Origin of the sequence: Pseudoduganella danionis (assembly GCF_009720775.1) — a bacterium.
Lineage (GTDB): Bacteria > Pseudomonadota > Gammaproteobacteria > Burkholderiales > Burkholderiaceae_D > Rugamonas > Rugamonas danionis.
The window spans coordinates 170,760-187,713 of the sequence record NZ_WNKW01000006.1; the positions used below are offsets into that span (position 1 = coordinate 170,760).

The 16,954-nt window shown below is 61.2% G+C and carries 12 protein-coding genes; 8 read left to right on the forward strand and 4 right to left on the reverse strand.

Going from position 1 to position 16,954, the window contains the following annotated elements; translation table 11 throughout:
- Positions 1-122: 122 nt before the first annotated feature.
- Complete coding sequence (locus GM655_RS19010; protein ID WP_155436241.1) at positions 123-2,084, forward strand: putative bifunctional diguanylate cyclase/phosphodiesterase; 1,962 nt, start codon at positions 123-125, stop codon at positions 2,082-2,084.
- A gap of 5 nt (positions 2,085-2,089) precedes the next feature.
- Here the strand turns inward: GM655_RS19010 and GM655_RS19015 are convergent, their stop codons facing one another.
- The 4 genes from GM655_RS19015 to GM655_RS19030 all read right to left on the reverse strand — a co-directional run bounded on the left by GM655_RS19015 (position 2,090) and on the right by GM655_RS19030 (position 7,324).
- Entirely contained in the window at positions 2,090-2,626 is a 537-nt protein-coding gene (locus GM655_RS19015; protein WP_155436242.1) for a DUF2058 domain-containing protein, read from the reverse strand.
- A 64-nt stretch (positions 2,627-2,690) separates the two neighbouring features.
- On the reverse strand, positions 2,691-5,258 hold the full coding sequence (locus tag GM655_RS19020; RefSeq protein WP_155436243.1) for a TonB-dependent receptor plug domain-containing protein: 2,568 nt from the start codon (positions 5,256-5,258) through the stop codon (positions 2,691-2,693).
- A gap of 259 nt (positions 5,259-5,517) precedes the next feature.
- Positions 5,518-6,522 carry a LacI family DNA-binding transcriptional regulator gene (locus GM655_RS19025; protein WP_155436244.1) on the reverse strand — a complete coding sequence of 335 codons (1,005 nt, stop codon included), beginning with the start codon at positions 6,520-6,522 and terminating at the stop codon, positions 5,518-5,520.
- Positions 6,509-7,324, reverse strand: a complete 816-nt coding sequence (locus GM655_RS19030) for a polysaccharide deacetylase family protein (RefSeq protein ID WP_155436245.1) — start codon at positions 7,322-7,324, stop codon at positions 6,509-6,511. Before GM655_RS19030 ends, GM655_RS19025 begins: the two co-directional genes overlap by 14 nt.
- Before the next feature lie 218 nt (positions 7,325-7,542).
- On the opposite strand from GM655_RS19030, the gene GM655_RS19035 reads away from it, so the two are divergent.
- From GM655_RS19035 to GM655_RS19065, 7 genes are all read left to right on the forward strand, one after another.
- Entirely contained in the window at positions 7,543-8,403 is an 861-nt protein-coding gene (locus GM655_RS19035) for a glycoside hydrolase family 16 protein (RefSeq protein WP_229632646.1), read from the forward strand.
- Positions 8,404-8,588: 185 nt separating this feature from the next.
- The gene (locus GM655_RS19040; protein ID WP_155436247.1) at positions 8,589-11,537 is read left to right on the forward strand and encodes a TonB-dependent receptor; all 2,949 of its coding nucleotides are present in this window, start codon (positions 8,589-8,591) and stop codon (positions 11,535-11,537) included.
- A gap of 100 nt (positions 11,538-11,637) precedes the next feature.
- Positions 11,638-13,161 carry a tryptophan halogenase family protein gene (locus tag GM655_RS19045; protein ID WP_155436248.1) on the forward strand — a complete coding sequence of 508 codons (1,524 nt, stop codon included), beginning with the start codon at positions 11,638-11,640 and terminating at the stop codon, positions 13,159-13,161.
- 52 nt (positions 13,162-13,213) lie between these two features.
- A complete protein-coding gene (locus GM655_RS19050; protein WP_155436249.1) occupies positions 13,214-13,915 on the forward strand; it encodes a SapC family protein in 702 nt (233 codons plus the stop codon).
- Positions 13,916-13,919: 4 nt separating this feature from the next.
- Entirely contained in the window at positions 13,920-14,912 is a 993-nt protein-coding gene (locus GM655_RS19055; protein WP_229632647.1) for a cupin-like domain-containing protein, read from the forward strand.
- Positions 14,913-14,923: 11 nt separating this feature from the next.
- The gene (locus GM655_RS19060) at positions 14,924-16,453 is read left to right on the forward strand and encodes a tryptophan halogenase family protein (protein WP_371866894.1); all 1,530 of its coding nucleotides are present in this window, start codon (positions 14,924-14,926) and stop codon (positions 16,451-16,453) included.
- 94 nt (positions 16,454-16,547) lie between these two features.
- Positions 16,548-16,835 carry a PsiF family protein gene (locus GM655_RS19065; RefSeq protein ID WP_155436412.1) on the forward strand — a complete coding sequence of 96 codons (288 nt, stop codon included), beginning with the start codon at positions 16,548-16,550 and terminating at the stop codon, positions 16,833-16,835.
- Positions 16,836-16,954 lie beyond the last annotated feature (119 nt).

Consider the following 16,954-nt stretch of genomic DNA (forward strand, 5'->3'; position numbering starts at 1 on the left):
ATCTGGCCCCACACCTACGCACGACCCAGCACGCTTTGCCAGCTTGCGGCCCGACTACCGCAGCAGCGGGGCAGTACCAGTGTGCGCGCCACCCTTGACGGCCGCCCAACAGGGAGTAGAACTTGTCTTACAGTTTAAGACTCTGGCGTGAGAACCTGAACAATCACACCCAGGGTATCGTGGTCAATGCCGCTGCCGTGATAGGCCTGAGCTGCATCATCGATAACCATGCGCTGCCGTGGCTGCACGGCTGGATCGCCGGCGCTTTGCTGCTATGCCTGCTGCGCTATGCACTCGAACGCTACAGCCTGCGCGATCTGCTGCGCCACCCGCAGCGCCCGCCGCCCGGCTGGCAGCGCGGCCTGCTCGCAGCCGGCCTGATCGGCTCAGCCCTGATGTGGTCGCTCAATGCCGCCTACGGCCTGCCCCACTACAGCGCCAACGAAAAATTCTCCGTGATGATCATCATTTCGGCGCTGGCGGGCGGCGCTACGGGCACGCTGGCCAGCATGCGCATCATCGGCAAGCTGTATATCGCCAGCCTGCTGCTGCCGACCTGTCTGGCCATGTGGCTGAGCGGCGACGACAAGCTGGCCATACTGGCCGTGCTGGGCATTATCTTCGCGTTCATCATGTTCAACAGCCATGCGAACAACTTCAAGCTGCTGTCCAACACCCTGAGCCTGAGCAGCGACAAGGAAGCCCTGATCCGCCAGTTGTCGGAAAAGAACCGCCACATTTCCGACGTCAACAGCCACCTCGAACAGCGCATCCAGGAACGCACGCAGGCGCTGGAATTCCTCGCCAACCATGACCCGCTGACCAGCTTACTGAACCGGCGCGGTTTTCTCTCGTATAGCTATGCCAGCGGCACGGACCTGCGCCACCAGACCCTGATTTTCATCGATCTGGATCACTTCAAGGATATCAACGAAGGCATGGGCCACGAACACGGCGACCAGCTGCTGCAAGCCTTTTCCCAGCGCCTGAGCCATGAAGTGGCCAAGCTGGCGCGCCACATCGGTGCCAGCGACCACCCGATCTGCCGCTGGGGCGGCGATGAATTCGTGCTGTGTCTGCTGCGCGCAGTCGACCAGCAGGACGATGGCAGGGCACACTACCGCCAGCTACACGCGGCCCTGTCGGCCAGCTACCACATCGGCCCCCATCAGGTGCATCTGGGCCTGAGCATGGGGATCTTCGAAAGCATTACGGCGACGTTGCCGCAGATGCAGGCAGCGCTGACCTGCGCCGACATTGCCACCAGCGAGGCCAAGAAAAATGGCCGCGGCCAGATTTCCTTCTATTCGGAAGCCTCCTACACGCTGCAGCGGCGCCGGCTCAAACTGACGCAGGCACTGGCGCAGGCCCATCAGGATGGCAGCCTGCACCTGCTCTACCAGCCCATCTACACGGCCGGCACGGGCCAGATCGCCAGCTATGAAGCGCTGCTACGCTGGCGCCATGCCGAATACGGCAACATCGTGCCGGACGAATTCATTGCGCTGGCAGAGACTTCCAACGCCATCCAGACCATAGGCCGCTGGGTGCTGGAACAGGCTTGCCGGCAGGCGGCCAGTTGGCCCACTGCGCCGGGCCAGCCGCAGCCGCCGCGCATCGCCATCAACACCTCGATCCGCCAGCTGGTGCAGCCCGGCTATAGCGATCTGGTCAGCGCCACCCTGCAGCAATGCGGGCTGGCGCCGCAGCGGTTGATTATCGAAGTGACGGAAAGCGTGCTCGACGAGCGCAATATGGATCGCGCCAGCGCCAGCCTGAGCGCACTGCATGGGCTGGGCGTAGAAATTCATCTGGACGATTTCGGCACCGGCTATTCTTCGCTCTCGCGCTTGCGCCAGTTGCCACTCGATGCACTCAAGATCGACAAGAGTTTTGTCACCGACATGGATGAAAAATCACTGACCGTGATCGAGGCGGCCTTATTGATCGCGCGCCGCTACGGGCTGCGCGTGGTGGCAGAAGGGGTGGAAAGTGCGCAACAGATTGCCACGCTGCGCAGCATGGGCGTGGACGAACTGCAGGGCTACCATCTGGGCCGCCCTGCGCCGCTACCTGCCCCCTGACAGGGCTACCACATTAGATCATCGGGAATCTGGAAGGCCGCATACGGATCATCCTCGTCGACCACGTTGCTGCTCTGCTTGACGCGTACCACCAGCGCCGCATCGCGCTCGGCAATCTTGTCGGCGATCACGCGCGGCACCAGCTCGGTCACACCGTTCAGCACCACGATCACCAGCCGGCCTGCGACCAGATGGCCCTGCACTTCGGGCGACACATACAGCCGTTCTATCTTGTTCTGGAACGTGTAGTTGTAGGCGATGTCGCCCTTGCCGGCCGGCTGGCGGTTCTGCTGCACCATCTGCACGATCTGCGCGTGGATGGCTTTCTGCTGGGCCGCGGCATCGCGCTCGGCATTCAGGGCGCGGGCCCGCTCGGCCTGCTGCCGCTGGGCTTCCTGCGCCGCCAGCTTGGCTTCATCCACGCTCTGCACGCCACTGCGGCGCTGTTCTTTCTGCTGTTTGCTCTTGTCCTGATTGGCCAGTTTGACCTTGGTCTTGTTGACCAGCCCGGCCTTGAGCAATTGATCTTGTAGGGAAACCATAACCACACTCCATAAAAAAAGCCGCCGGCTGTTAGCAGCCGGCGGCCCTCATTATAGCGAACGCTTAGAAGCGGTAGTTCAGCGAAGCAGCGAAGGTGCGGCCCAGTTGGCTGAACTGCGAGCCATCATAGGTCACCATCGAGTAGCGGCCGTTGAAGGTCACCAGATTACGCTGCACTTCCACCGGGGTCAGGCCATAGGCCGGATCGATGGCCTTGCTGTCGAGCAGAGCCTGACCTTGCGCATTGCGGGCATTGAAGTGCCAGCTAGGCGTAACGTTGAACATATTGTTGACGTTGAACGACAGCGTGGTGTTCTGGGTCAGCGCATAGTTCAGCGCGAAGTCCGTCACGGTCTTGGTCTTGAACGCCACTTCCAGGTTGTTATCCATACCGGCATTGCGGAAGTGGGTAGGACCGAACACGGTGTTGTTCAGCGAGAAGTTGAACTGCTTGTAGTCCCAGTCTGCACCGAGGATGGTCTTGAACTTAGGACGCGAAGTGAACATCAGCGCTTCCGTGGTGGCGTTCAGCACCGACTGGCCCGCTGCAGCGATCAGCGCAGGGTTGTTGACTTCGCCCTGACGCTCGTTCTTGAGCGAGTAGTTACCGGACAGGTTCACCGTCAGCTTACCGTCGGCGAAAGGAATGTTCTTACGCGAAGCCACGTAATCGATCCCTTCGGTACGGCTGGTGAGAGCATTCACGAAGAAGCTGGCGGAGACGATGCCGGCTTTGCCCAGTTGCACGTCGAGCGGATTGGTGGCCACGCCAGTCGGCGTGATTTCCGTGCTCAGCACGATGCGGTCTTTGACCTTGATGTTGTAGTAGTCGAGCGTGATGCTGGTGTTGCTATCAGGCTTGAAGCCCAGACCCAGCGTGATGTTGTCCGACTTTTCAGCTTTCAGCTTGGGCACTTGCAGCGCCGCAGCCGCCGAGGAAACGTTGTTGACCAGACCGGACACCTGGATGCCGCCGCCAGCGACGAAGGAGTACTGGGCTTTCTGGGTGTAGATCTGGGCCAGCGACGGGGCGCGGAAGCCGGTCGACGCGGAGGCACGCAGGGTCAGCTGGTCGCTGACTTTGTAGCGCGTCGAAGTCTTCCACACGAAGGCGCTGCCGAAGTCGGTGTATTTTTCGTAGCGACCCGTCGCATCGACGAGGAAGGCTGGCGTCATATCCCAGGTTGCGCCCGCATACGCGCCGTAGTTCGAACGCGACGATGGGAAGGAGTTCTGCACCGAGTTACCGGCATACGAATCAGCACCGCTGCCATAGGTCGAACCGACGTCGCCGGCAATGGTTTCATAGTTTTCGTGACGCAGTTCGGTACCGGCGTACACGCTGACTTCCTTCGTCATCTGCTGAGAAATATCGCCATTCAATACCCAGTGGCTGAACTTCACGCCACCCGCATCGAAGCTGGTCGGCGAAGGGGTGCTGATCTTGTGCGCCAGATAGTCTTCCTGCATGCCGCGGTTGACCGAGTTGGTGACCTGATAGTTCTGCTTGTTGCCGCCATAGGTCAGGCTCACATCGGCATTCCAGTCGCCCAGCATGAACTTGGTGCCGCCCGTGGCGTTGTAGTCGTCCAGCGTACCGATGAAGGTCGGCACATAGCCCACATACGGCGTACCGCTCGCATGCAGCAGGCCATAGTCGGTCGGACGCCAGTAAGGCGTACGGTAGTTGGCGAAGGAGTTGATGCGCTTGTTGACGTAGGCAGCGTTACCGTAAATCTTGGTGGTGTCGCTCAGGTCATAGCTGGTGTTGACTTCAGCCTTGGCCGCGCGCGTGGCAGGCGAACCGTTGATGTTGCCGGCGTCCGGATGGGTTGCCAGGAATGGCAGCACCTGGGTGTTCAGGTCGGCGCCGAAGTCGCCTGCTTCGCCCTTGGCGTTGACCACGCCGGGACGGTTGGACAGATTGATCTTGGAAACATCGAGCGTGTAATTGAGGAAGCCGCGATCGCCGCCCAGCGGCAAGCCCTGGTTCAGGCTCAGGCCGCCCATCTTGCCGTCGCTCTCGTGAGTGATGCCGGTGCGGGCCGTAATCGAACCGCCTTCCGCGCTATCTTTCAGGATGATGTTGACCACACCCGCAATCGCATCGGAACCATACTGGGCCGAGGCGCCGTCACGCAGCACTTCAATGCGCTTAATGGCATCGGGAGGAATGGCGGAAATGTCGGCGCCGCTTTCACCACGGCCCGGCGAGGTCTGGGTGTAGATCAGCGAGCTGGAATTTTTACGCTTGCCGTTAATCAGAATCAGCACGCGGCTAGGACCCATGTTACGGATTTCGTAAGGGTCGAGCAGCGAGGTGGCATCGTTGACAGGCGTCTGCACCGTGTTGAACGAAGGCACGCGGAACTGCAGCGATTTATCCAGCGTGGCCTGACCCGTTTTGCTCAGATCGCGCGAACCGATGATGTCGATAGGCACCGGGGTATCGACCATGGTGCGCTGGGCGCCACGGCTACCGGTCGAGACAATTACCACCTTCTGAATATCGTCCGGCGTGGCATCAGACGCCGGTTGCACTGCGGCAGTCTGGGCTACCGCCGTGGCTTGCGCGAGCACATAAGGACTCGCTGATAGCAGCAGCGCTGCGAATGGGAAATTTTTTTTCATGTCTAGACTCTTCCGGATTTGTGGTTATATGCGTTTGCGGAAACTGCCATCTTTGTTAGTGGCTAGGGGTGAATGTATAGACATGATTTCAGCCCGTCTATCGTTTCTCGCACACGCTGTCCGGAAACTGTTGAACATGCGGCAAATAAACAACTAGTATACGTAGATTCCCCTACAAATTTTCCCGCTGTTTTAACAGTGAAATAATGTTCAAAAGCACTGGTATGCAGGCGGTATATATACCCTGTTGCAGCAGCGTTTAGCGGGCCGCCAGCGAAGCGCGCAAGGTCATGCTGACGGGGTAGTCGCGCGTGACGGGACGCTGCAGATCGTAGCAACTATTAAGTAGCGCATTCAGGCCATTCTGCGTCATTTCGCGCCACGGCATGTGCACCGTACTTAGGCGCGGTGCGGAGAATTCCGCGCTCGGCGTATCGTCGTAACCGAGCACCGATAGCTGCTGCGGCACGCGGATGCCGGCTTCCTGAAAATACGAGAGTGCGCCCACCGCCATTTCATCATTGGCACAGAACAGTGCCGTACACGGGTGGCCGGAAGCCATCAGTTCGCGCGCGGCCGACCAGCCGCCCGCGGGCGAAAAATCGCGCTCGGTCTGCCACAGGCTGGCCGGGTCTATGCCCGCTTCGGCCAGCGTGGCGCAAAACGCCTGCACACGCTGCACATTGTCCGGCAGACGCGATGGACCGGCCACGATGGCGATCTGGCGGTGGCCCAGATCGAGCAGCGTGCGCGCCGCCAGCGCACCGCCTTGTGCATGGTCGACCGTGAAGCACTGCGCAGCAATGCTGGCGAAACTGTGATTGAGCACCACCATGCGCTTGTGCATGGTTTCCAGCGCCGCCACATCTTCTTCCTGCAGCAGATTGGTCATCAGGATTAGCCCGTCGCAACCGCGCTCGACCAGAAAGCTAATGCCTTCCACCGCCTGCTGGCGCGCATCGCCCAGCCCGGCGCCGAAAGCCACCACCATGTGCAGGCCGGCTGCGCGCAGCTCGTTATCGATGATCTGCAAAATCGGCGTGTAGAAGGTTCCGCTCAGCACAGGGATGTACACGCCTATCATCTGGCTCGAGCCGGACAGCAGCGTGCGCGCAGCATGCGAGGGCCGGAAGCCCAGTTCCTCGATGGCGGCACGCACGCGCGCCAGCGTGGCGGGCGAGACCGAACCTTTGCCGCTGACCACGCGCGACGCCGTGCCCAGCCCCACGCCGGCCAGCTTGGCCACATCCTTAATGGTGGCCATCGGCAGACTCCTGTGCGCGCACATAGCGCATGATGTTACGGAAAGTGTCGGTCCAGTACTCGTCGCGGTGGCTGGCCAGATAGGCCAGCAGTTCTTCGTGCGCAGCGGCCGAGGTGCCCAGATAGTCGCCACCCACACCGTGGAAGGTCAGGTTGACCATATCGCCCTGCGCTCCCGCCGCGCGCACCAGCGCGATCAGTTCGCTGCCGCTCAGGCCCACGGGCGCATACACGGCAACCGCGTGACGCTGCAGCACTGCGCGCGCCGTCACACCACTACCGCCACCCTGCTTGATGCCGACGAAGGCAGCAGCAATGCGTGGCAGATAATCGCCGTCGCGCGCCTGATGGTCGCCGCACGGTACGGTGTAAGTGCGCTCGCGTTCGCCATCGATGGCAAACAGCATGGCATTGCCGAGCAGGACCTGATCGGCCATCTGCGCCGCCGTGGTGCTATCCAGATCACGCGCCGGCTCCACCCAAGCGTGGCCGGGCAAGCTGCCCGCGCACTGGTGGAACAGGCTATGGTTGCCCAGCTCATGGCCCAGTTGCGCCACGCGCCGCCATTCCGCCAGCCGGCTCTGCAGCAAGGGGCTCGACAACTGCAAATAGAAACTGGCTTTCAGGCCATGCCGCTGCAGCGCCGGCAGCGCCACATCGAGCTGGGAAGCCAGCGTGTCGTCATAACCCAGGCTGACGGCCACGCGGGCGCCATGGGGCCATGCCGTACTGGCGGGCGTCGCCTGTGCCTGGGCACCGCCCGCCAGCAGGCTGCACAGCACGGAAAGTAGAAGTTTTCGCATCGCAGGGTCGCTATGTATTTCGGCTAAGTGTCTCATTTTGGAAACGTTCCCACATGTTGCACGCCTTAATTTGGCCTGTCAACGGCTAAGCGGCCTCCCTTTGCGGCGTTGCAAATTGACTTTGAAATTCTTTCGGTGCTATATTTGCCACATCGATTGGAAACCTTTCCAAAACGAGAAAAATATTAGAAAGTGGAGACATGAGACGGCTAGCAACGATGACAGCTCTGGTAGCGCTGTGTGCCTGCGGCGGTGGCGGTAACGCTGCCGGCGTGGCCAGCGCTATGCCAGCGGCCAGTCCTGCCGTCCCGCCCTCCACCGCCTTGCCAGCCGGCGGCAAGCCCGATGGCTGGAAGCTGGTCTGGGCCGACGAGTTCGACCAGAACGGTCTGCCCGATGCCAGCAAATGGGCTTACGACACCGAATACAACCGCAACGGCTGGTTCAACCACGAGCTGCAGTACTACGCGGCCGGCCGGCTGGAAAACAGCCGCGTCGAAAACGGCAAGCTGCTCATCACGGCCCGCAAGGAAGCCCTGAGCACCATGGCCGACTACGGCGGCCAGCAATACAGCTCGGCGCGCCTGATCACTCGCGGCCTGGCCAGCTGGACCTACGGCTATATCGAAGTACGCGCCAAACTGCCGTGCGGTGTGGGCAGCTGGCCGGCCATCTGGATGCTGGGCAGCAAAGGCCGCTGGCCCGACGATGGCGAGATCGACATCATGGAACACGTGGGCAACAACCCCGGCCAGATCCTGGGCAGCATCTACACGGCCACGCAAAACTGGCCCGCCGGCACACCCAACACCAGCTCCACCACGGTGGCTGATGCCTGCAGCGCCTTCCACAACTACCAGCTCACCTGGAATGCCGAGCGCGTGGTGATCGGCGTGGACAACCGCAATTACATACAACTGATTAACCCCGGCGACGGGGACTACCGGAAATGGCCATTCAGCAACCCGCAATATCTGCTGCTGAATCTGGCCATCGGCGGCGACTTGGGGGGCAAGGTTGATGACTCTGCCCTGCCGCAGCAGATGGAAGTGGAGTACGTGCGGGTGTACCAGCCCTAAGCGATTTTTTTACAACACAACCGGAGCAAAACCCCGGCAAAGCCCCCCTGTAAGGGCGAGTTGGCGGGGCGGCGATTGACAAAAAAGTACGTCAATCATACTATTCGACGGCAGAGAATGGAAAGGTTTCCAGTGCCGTTCGGGGAAGTGGGAAGCGAGCTGTTCATAAAAACACAGGAGATAACATGCATTATCCAAAGGCACGACTGAAGTTAATGACGCTGGCGGTGGCCAGCGCTTGCGCAGGCGCCATACCGGCTGTCGCGCAGGAAGCCACGCGAGCGGCGGACGAACCACAGAGCGTGGTCGTCACGGGCTTGCGCCAGAGTCTGCAATCGTCGATGAACCTGAAGCGTAATTCGGACGGTATCGTCGACGGCATCGTGGCCGAAGACATCGGCAAATTCCCCGACACCAATCTGGCCGAATCGCTGCAGCGTATCTCCGGCGTCTCGATCGACCGCTCGATCGGCGAAGGTTCCAAAATCACCGTGCGCGGCGTGGGCCCCGACTTCAATCTGGTGCTGCTGAACGGCCGCCAGATGCCGACCTCGAATCTGGGCGACCTGAACGGCCGTGCCTACGACTTCGCCAATCTGGCCTCGGAAGCCATCGCCCAGCTGCAAGTGTATAAAACGGGACGGGCCGATACACCGACTGGCGGTATCGGCGCCACCGTCAACGTGATGACGGCCCGTCCGTTCGAGCGTCCGGGGCTGCACGCCAGCATAGGCGCCAAAGGTGTGTACGACAGCACCAACGGCAATCTGCCGGGCGACATCAAAGCCAAGCGCTCCACCACGCCTGAAATCTCGGGCATCTATTCCAACACCACGGCCGACGGCAAGTTCGGTGTGGCGCTGACGGGCAGCTATCAGGAACGCAATCTGGGCTACAACACGGCGGCCGTATCGAACGGCTGGCGCGGCCCGTTCCGCGGCGACGAAAACAACTGGGGCACCATTCCGCAGCCGGGCGCCAAAGGTTCGGAAAACATCACCAACCGTCCGGGCGCTACCGATCTGTACTCGGTGCCGCAGAATCTGAACTACAACTTCAACGGCGTGCAGCGCCAGCGCACCAACGCCCAGCTGACCCTGCAATTCAAGCCGGTCGATACGCTGGTCACCACGCTGGACTACACCTATTCGGAAAACAAGATACAGACCAAGCGTAACGACGTCTCGGCCTGGTTCAACTTCGGCGAATCGGCCAGCTCGTGGACCAAGGGTCCGGTTTCCAGCCCGCTCATGTACAAGGAATTCGTCGCCAACAGCGATATCGCCATGGGCGCGGCCGACTTTGCCACCAAGACCAAGAACAAATCGCTGGGCTTCAACGCCGTATGGAAGCCGACCAACACCCTGCGTCTGGAACTCGATACCCACCACTCGACGGCAGAATCGGGCGCCGATAGCCCCTTCGGCTCGAGCAACACGCTGGGTTCGGCCAGCTTCAGCCGCGGCAACACCACGGTGGACTTCAGCCACGACTTCCCTGTGCTGAGCATCGAAGGCGCCGACTTCACCAAGTACGGCCAGCAGGTCACCGGTTCGGTCTTCACCAATCAGCTCATGAAAGGCATCGTCGACCAGACCCAGGTCAAAGGCCAGTGGAAAGTGCTGGAAGCGTCCGAGCTGAAATTCGGCGCCAATGCCACCAAGGTGTCCAACCGTTCCGCCTTCTCCAACCAGCAGCGCGATACCTGGGGCGGCGCCACCAAGCCATCCGACTATCCAAGCAGCGTGTGGCATCCGGAATCGGTACGCCAGTACTTCGACAAGATCGATGGCAGCGGCAGCCCTAATCTGTTCAACCAGTTCTACACCTTCAACTTCGCCCAGGTACGCCAGCTGGCTGCCACCGCTTCCGGCCTGCCAGCGCTGTATCTGCCTAAGACCACCTTCGACAACGATGCGCGTACCGAAGAGAAGTCCAACTCCGGCTACGTCCAGTTCAATACCGACTGGGATACCAAGTTCCCTATCCGCACCGCCATCGGCCTGCGCTATGAAACCACCGACGTGGTCTCGACCGCACTGGTACCGGCAGCGACCGCGATTACCTGGGTGTCGCAGAATGAATTCCCGATCACCTTCGGCGATCCGACGTTCACCACGCTGACCGGTAAGTACCACAACCTGCTGCCTAGCTTCGACTCCGACATCGAACTGACGCCGGAACAGAAACTGCGCTTCAGCATGGGCGAAACCATAGGCCGTCCGCGCTGGGACCAGATCCAGGGCGGCACTACCCTGAACTCGCTGGCACGCGCCAACGGCGGTACCGGCAACGCGGGCAACCCGGCGCTGAAACCGGTCAAGTCGAAAAATCTGGACCTGTCCTACGAGTGGTACTACGGCCAGCAGAACTTCTTCTCGCTCGGCTACTTCCGCAAGAATCTGGAAAACTATGCGGGCCAGTCCATGGTCAACGCCACCCCGTTCAACCTGCATACGCCAGTGGGTGGCAAGTACTGGAATGCAGCGCTGGCTAACGGTTGCGCCACGGCCGATACCACCTGTATCCGTAACTACATCTTCCGCAACTTTGCCGGCCAGCCTGGCGTGGTACGCGGTGCCGATGACGCGATTACGGGTAATGCGACCGGCACCATCACGGGCCAGCCTAGCGATCCAGTGGCCAACTTCCAGATCACTTCCTTCGCCAACCAGAAGGCCGCCAGCCTGAATGGTCTGGAAGTGAATCTGCAGCATATGTTCGGCAACAGCGGCTTCGGTATTTCGACCAACTACACCTATGTGCACTCTGGCCTGAAGTACAACAACGCTTCGATCGGCGAGCAGTTCGCACTGGTGGGTCTGTCGAATTCGGCCAACGTGGTGGGTATCTACGAAGACAAGAAATTCAATGTGCGTCTGGCCTACAACTGGCGCGGCGAATTCCTGTCCTCGACCTTCGACGGTTCCGGTCCTAACCCGCAATACGTCGAGCCGTACGGCCAGGTGGACCTGAGCCTGGGTTATGCCTACAACGACAAGCTGAGCTTCCAGTTCGAAGGCATCAACCTGACCAATAGCATCACCCGCACCCACAGCCGCACCCAGCAACAGCTGGAAGGCGTGACGCAGCAAGGTGCACGCTATATGGTCGGCGTACGCTACAAGTTCTAAGCCGCTAGCGCAGCACTGAACAGGGTCGCTGAGTCACTACGTATCAGCGGCCCTTTTCGGTTAGACTTTCAGCCCATCACATCCACACAAGGCGAACAACATGATCCGACGTATCGTGATTGTGGGCGGCGGTTCCGCCGGCTGGCTCACGGCCGGCCTGATCGCGGCAGCGCAGCAAGGCACGCCGCTCGAGATCACACTGATCGAATCGCCGGACGTCCCCGCCATCGGCGTGGGCGAAGGCACCTGGCCCAGCATGCGCGACACGCTGCGCCGCATCGGTGTCAGTGAAACCGAATTCTTCCGCCAGTGCGACGCCTCGTTCAAACAGGGCTCGCGTTTCAATGGCTGGGTCGACGGCAGTGCCGACGACGTGTATTTCCATCCCTTCGTGATGCCGCAGGGCTGGGGCGAAGTGGACCTGCCACGCAACTGGCAGCAACAGCATCCCGACATTCCGTTTGCCGATCTGGTCAGCTACCAGCCGCACCTGTGCGTGCAGGGCCGCGCGCCCAAGCAGGCCGTCACGCCGGAATTTGCCGCCGTGGCCAATTACGGCTACCACCTCGATGCGGGCAAGTTCGGCCTGTTCCTGCGCGAGCACTGCACACGCAAGCTGGGCGTGCGCTATCTGGCCGACCATGTGCTGGCAATTAACAGCGCACCCGATGGCGATATCGCCAGCCTGCAGACGCAGCGCAACGGCACAGTGGAAGGCGATCTGTTCATCGACTGCACGGGCATGCAGTCGCTGCTGCTCGGTAAGCACTATCAGGTGCCGCTGATCTCGCAGCAGCATGTGCTGTTCAACGACAGGGCACTGGCGATCCAGATACCGTATGCCAGCGCAGATGCACCGGTCGCGGCGCAAACCAGTTCCACCGCGCAGAGCGCCGGCTGGATCTGGGATATCGGCCTGCCTACGCGGCGCGGTGTGGGCCACGTGTATGCCAGCGCCTACAGCAACGACGACCAGGCCGAAGCCGCGCTGCGTGAGTACATCCGCGCCACTGGCGGCCCCGCTGATGCGGGCGCCGTGCGCCAGATCAAATACCAGCCCGGCTACCGCGCACGCTTCTGGCAGCGCAACTGCGTAGCCATCGGCCTGTCGTCCGGCTTTATCGAACCGCTGGAAGCGTCCGCACTGGCACTGGTGGAAATGGGCGCCACCATGGTGGCCGACGAACTGCCAGCCAGCCGTGCCGCCATGGACATTGTGGCAGCACGCTACAACGAGACGTTCAGCTATCGCTGGGAGCGCGTGATCGACTTCCTCAAGCTGCATTATGTGCTGAGCCAGCGGCGTGACACGCCTTACTGGCGCGACCAGCAGAGCAGCGTGCCGCAACGCCTGCAGGACCTGCTGACCCTGTGGCAGCACCGCGCACCCAGCCGCAACGATTTCCCCCGCATCGAGGAAGTATTCCCCACGGCCAGCTACCAGTACATCCTGTACGGCATGGGCTACCGCAGCCAGTTCCGCCCGGCGCCGGCGCAGGAAGCGGCCATGGCCGACGGCTATTTCCGCGAAGCGGCCAGCCTGACGCGGCGCATGCTGGGCGCGCTGCCGGACATGCGCAGCCTGCTCGAACACATCCGCCAGCACGGCTTGCAGAACATCTGACACCGAATAAAGAAACATCAGAATAACGACCACCACGAGACACGAGACCACCATGGCCAACCACGCTTTACTCAACAACATCGATCACAAAGACCTGCACATCATCACGCAGCGCGGCGCCGAATATGGCGACAACCAGATGCTGGCCGTAACCTTCCCGGCCGAATTCCGCGACGTACAAGCCTGCTACCCCATCGTGTTCCGCAAGACCACGGACGGTCTGGGTTTCGAGCCGGTTGCGCTGTTCGGCTTTACCGAAGGCGAAAACCTGTTCCTCGAAGGCGATCAGTGGCAAGCCATGTACCTGCCCATGATGGTGGAGCGCCAGCCTTTCCTGATCGGTGTGAATGGCGATGAGCTGATGATCAATATCGATCTCGATAGCCCGCGCCTGAGCCGCAGCGAAGGCGAAGCCGTATTCAAACCGCACGGCGGCTCCACGCCCTTCCTCGAACAGACCAATTCCCTGCTGGCCGCCATCCATCAGGGCCTGCAACAGACCCCGGACTTCCTGGCCGCCCTGCTGCAGTACGAACTGCTGGAAAGCTTTGTGCTCGACGTGGAACTCGATAACGGCTCGCAGAACCGGCTGGTGGGCTTTTACACCATCAACGAAGACCGACTGGCCGCACTCGATGCAGCCGCACTGGCCACGCTGCATGCAGGCGGCCATCTGAAATCCATCTACATGGTGCTCGCTTCGCTGTCCAATCTGCGCAGCCTGATCGACCGCATGAACTACCGCCATGGCTAAACCCATGCGTGAAATTAGCGGGCTGGGCGTCAACGATCTGAATAACGCGCTGCTGACATCGACCGAACCGCTGCTGCTGCGCGGGCTCGCAGCTAGCTGGCCCATGGTGCAGGCCGCGCGCCGTTCGGAACAGGAAGCCGATGCCTATCTGCGCAGCTTCTACCGTGGTGCCACGGTAGGCGCCATGCTGGGGCCACCGGAAGCCAATGGCCGCTTCTTCTACAACGACGATGCCAACGGCTTCAATTTCTATCCCGTGCACGCCAAGCTCAATAACGTGCTGGACGAAATCGCCGCCAAACGCGATATGGACCCGGCACCCACCGTCTACGTGGGGTCCACCACGGTGGACACCTGCCTGCCCGGCTTCCGCGAACACAATGATCTGGCACTCGGCGCACGCGATCCGCTGGTCAGCATCTGGATAGGCAACCGCACCCGCATCTCCGCCCATTACGATGTGCCGGACAATATCGCCGTGGTAGCGGCAGGCCGGCGCCGCTTCACGCTGTTCCCGCCCGATCAGCTACAGAACCTGTACATCGGCCCGCTCGATTTCACCCCGGCCGGACAGGCCATCTCGCTGGTGGATTTTCATCAGCCTGACTTCGAGCGCTTTCCGAAATTCTCCACCGCACTCGAACACGCGCAGGTGGCGGAAATGGAAGCGGGCGACGCCATCTTCATCCCCAGCATGTGGTGGCACCACGTGGAAGGGCTGGCCGCCTTGAATGTGCTGGTCAACTACTGGTGGCGCCAGTCGCCCGACTACATGGATACGCCCACCAATGCGCTGATGATGGCCTTCCTCACGCTGCGCGACCTGCCGCCGGAACAGCGCAAGGCCTGGCAGGAGATCTTCCGCCACTACATCTTCGAAGCGGACCAGCAGACCGCGGCCCACATTCCCGAACAGGCCCGTCACGTGCTGGCACCGCTGGACGACGAAGGCGCGCGCATGCTGCGTGCCCAGATTCTGAAAAAAATGAACCGTTAAGGATACCCATCGTGCAAGCATCTACTTCTGCATCGACCTCAGGCACGCGCCGCCCCGTACGCCGCGTGGTGATCTGCGGCGGCGGCACTTCCGGCTGGATGGCCGCTGCCGGCCTGGCCAAAGTGCTGGGCAAGCGGCTCGATATCAAGCTGGTCGAATCGGACGATATCGGCACCGTCGGCGTGGGCGAAGCCACCATCCCTACCCTGCTCAACTTCCACAATCTGCTGGAAATCAACGAGCAGGAATTCATGGCCGAAACCCAGGCCACGTTCAAGCTGGGCATAGGCTTCGAAGGCTGGCGCAATGTGGGCGAGGACTACATCCACTCCTTCGGCATGACGGGTACCGACCACTGGACGGCCGGCTTCCAGCACTTCTGGCACAAGGGCGTGCAGCGCGGCCTGGCCAGCGACTATGGCGACTACTGCCTGGAACTCAAGGCCTCGCAGGAGAACCGCTTTGCCCACCTGCCCAATCAGGGCATGAACTACGCCTACCACCTCGATGCAGGGCGCTATGCGCGCTACCTGCGCCGCCTGAGCGAACCGCGCGGCGTGCAGCGCATCGAAGGCAAGATCGTGCGCTACACGCGGCACGAAGACAACGGCGATATCCGCTCCATCGTGATGGAATCGGGCCAGGAAATCGAAGGCGATCTGTTCATCGACTGCACCGGCTTCCGTGGTCTGCTGATCGGCGAAGCCATGCAGGAACCCATGCAGGACTGGTCGCAATGGCTGTTCTGCGACCGCGCGATCGCCGTGCAGACGGCTTCGGTAGGCCCGGCCATACCGCTGACCCGCTCCATGGCCCATCAGGCCGGCTGGCAGTGGCGCATCCCGCTGCAGCACCGCGTCGGCAATGGTCTGGTCTATTCAAGCCGCTATCTGGACGATGATGCGGCACTGCGCCAGCTACTGGGCAATGTCCAGGGCGAAGTGCTGACCACGCCGCGCGTGATTCCATTCAAACCCTGCCAGCGGCGCAATACCTGGGTCGGCAATGTGGTGGCCATCGGCCTGTCCAGCGGCTTCCTCGAACCGATAGAATCGACCAGCATCCACCTGATCCAGCGCGCCGTGATCCGCCTGATGCAGAACTTCCCGGCCGACGGCATCAGCCCTTACGACGTGGCCGAGTACAACGCCCAGTGCAATAGCGAAATCGAACATATCCGCGATTTCATCATCCTGCACTACCACGTCAACCAGCGTCAGGACTCGCAGTTCTGGCAGGATGCGCGCGCGATGGACATCCCGGCCGGACTGCGCCACCGCATCGAACTGTTCCGCGCCACGGGGCGCGTATTCCGCATTCCCAACGAACTGTTTGCCGAGAATTCGTGGATACAGGTGATGCTGGGGCAGGGCATCATGCCGGCCGCGCACCACCAGACGGCCGACCTGATGGGCGACGAAGAACTGTCGCACTTCCTCGGCAGCATCAAGGCTTCCGTCGACCGCACCGTGCAGCAACTGCCGGCCCACCAGCTGTATGTGGAACGCTACTGCGGCCGGCCCGATCAGGCCGCACGTTAAAAGGTGGTTGTTGGTCGCAGCGCTAGTCCGTTATAGTAAAGCCGTGGTTGCAGCTGCGACCCGTCCACCACGATACGATACCGAGGAAGAGATGATGAAAAAACTGTTCGTTGCCAGCCTGATCCTGTCCCTGAGTGGCGCCGTGTATGCGGCCGAACCGACGGCCCAGCAAAACAAGATGAAAACCTGTAATGCCGACGCTGCCGGCAAAAAAGGCGACGAGCGCAAAGCCTTCATGAAAGAATGCCTTAGCGCCAAACCTGCGGCCGAAGCACCGAAAATGACGCAGCAGGACAAAATGAAAAAATGTAACGCCGACGCCACCGGCAAGAAAGGCGACGAGCGTAAAGCCTTCATGAAAGAGTGCCTGAGCAATAAATAAGCACCCGCCCACGCTTAAGCTGCCAGGGCAGCCCCAGCGCCCGTGACTTTGTGCGTTCGATCAAAGTCACGGGGGTCCGGGCTGCCCTTGCTTTGGGCACGCGCACTGCGCCGGCCATG

What these genes read in the sequence shown, in the direction of transcription:
- GM655_RS19025 (WP_155436244.1), bottom strand. Translation starts at nt 6,522, where the DNA reads ATGGCCACCATTAAGGATGTGGCCAAGCTGGCCGGCGTGGGGCTGGGC.
- GM655_RS19030 (WP_155436245.1), bottom strand. Translation starts at nt 7,324, where the DNA reads ATGCGAAAACTTCTACTTTCCGTGCTGTGCAGCCTGCTGGCGGGCGGT.
- GM655_RS19015 (WP_155436242.1), bottom strand. Translation starts at nt 2,626, where the DNA reads ATGGTTTCCCTACAAGATCAATTGCTCAAGGCCGGGCTGGTCAACAAG.
- GM655_RS19055 (WP_229632647.1), top strand. Translation starts at nt 13,920, where the DNA reads ATGCGTGAAATTAGCGGGCTGGGCGTCAACGATCTGAATAACGCGCTG.
- GM655_RS19050 (WP_155436249.1), top strand. Translation starts at nt 13,214, where the DNA reads ATGGCCAACCACGCTTTACTCAACAACATCGATCACAAAGACCTGCAC.
- GM655_RS19065 (WP_155436412.1), top strand. Translation starts at nt 16,548, where the DNA reads ATGAAAAAACTGTTCGTTGCCAGCCTGATCCTGTCCCTGAGTGGCGCC.
- GM655_RS19040 (WP_155436247.1), top strand. Translation starts at nt 8,589, where the DNA reads ATGCATTATCCAAAGGCACGACTGAAGTTAATGACGCTGGCGGTGGCC.
- GM655_RS19020 (WP_155436243.1), bottom strand. Translation starts at nt 5,258, where the DNA reads ATGAAAAAAAATTTCCCATTCGCAGCGCTGCTGCTATCAGCGAGTCCT.
- GM655_RS19035 (WP_229632646.1), top strand. Translation starts at nt 7,543, where the DNA reads ATGACAGCTCTGGTAGCGCTGTGTGCCTGCGGCGGTGGCGGTAACGCT.
- GM655_RS19045 (WP_155436248.1), top strand. Translation starts at nt 11,638, where the DNA reads ATGATCCGACGTATCGTGATTGTGGGCGGCGGTTCCGCCGGCTGGCTC.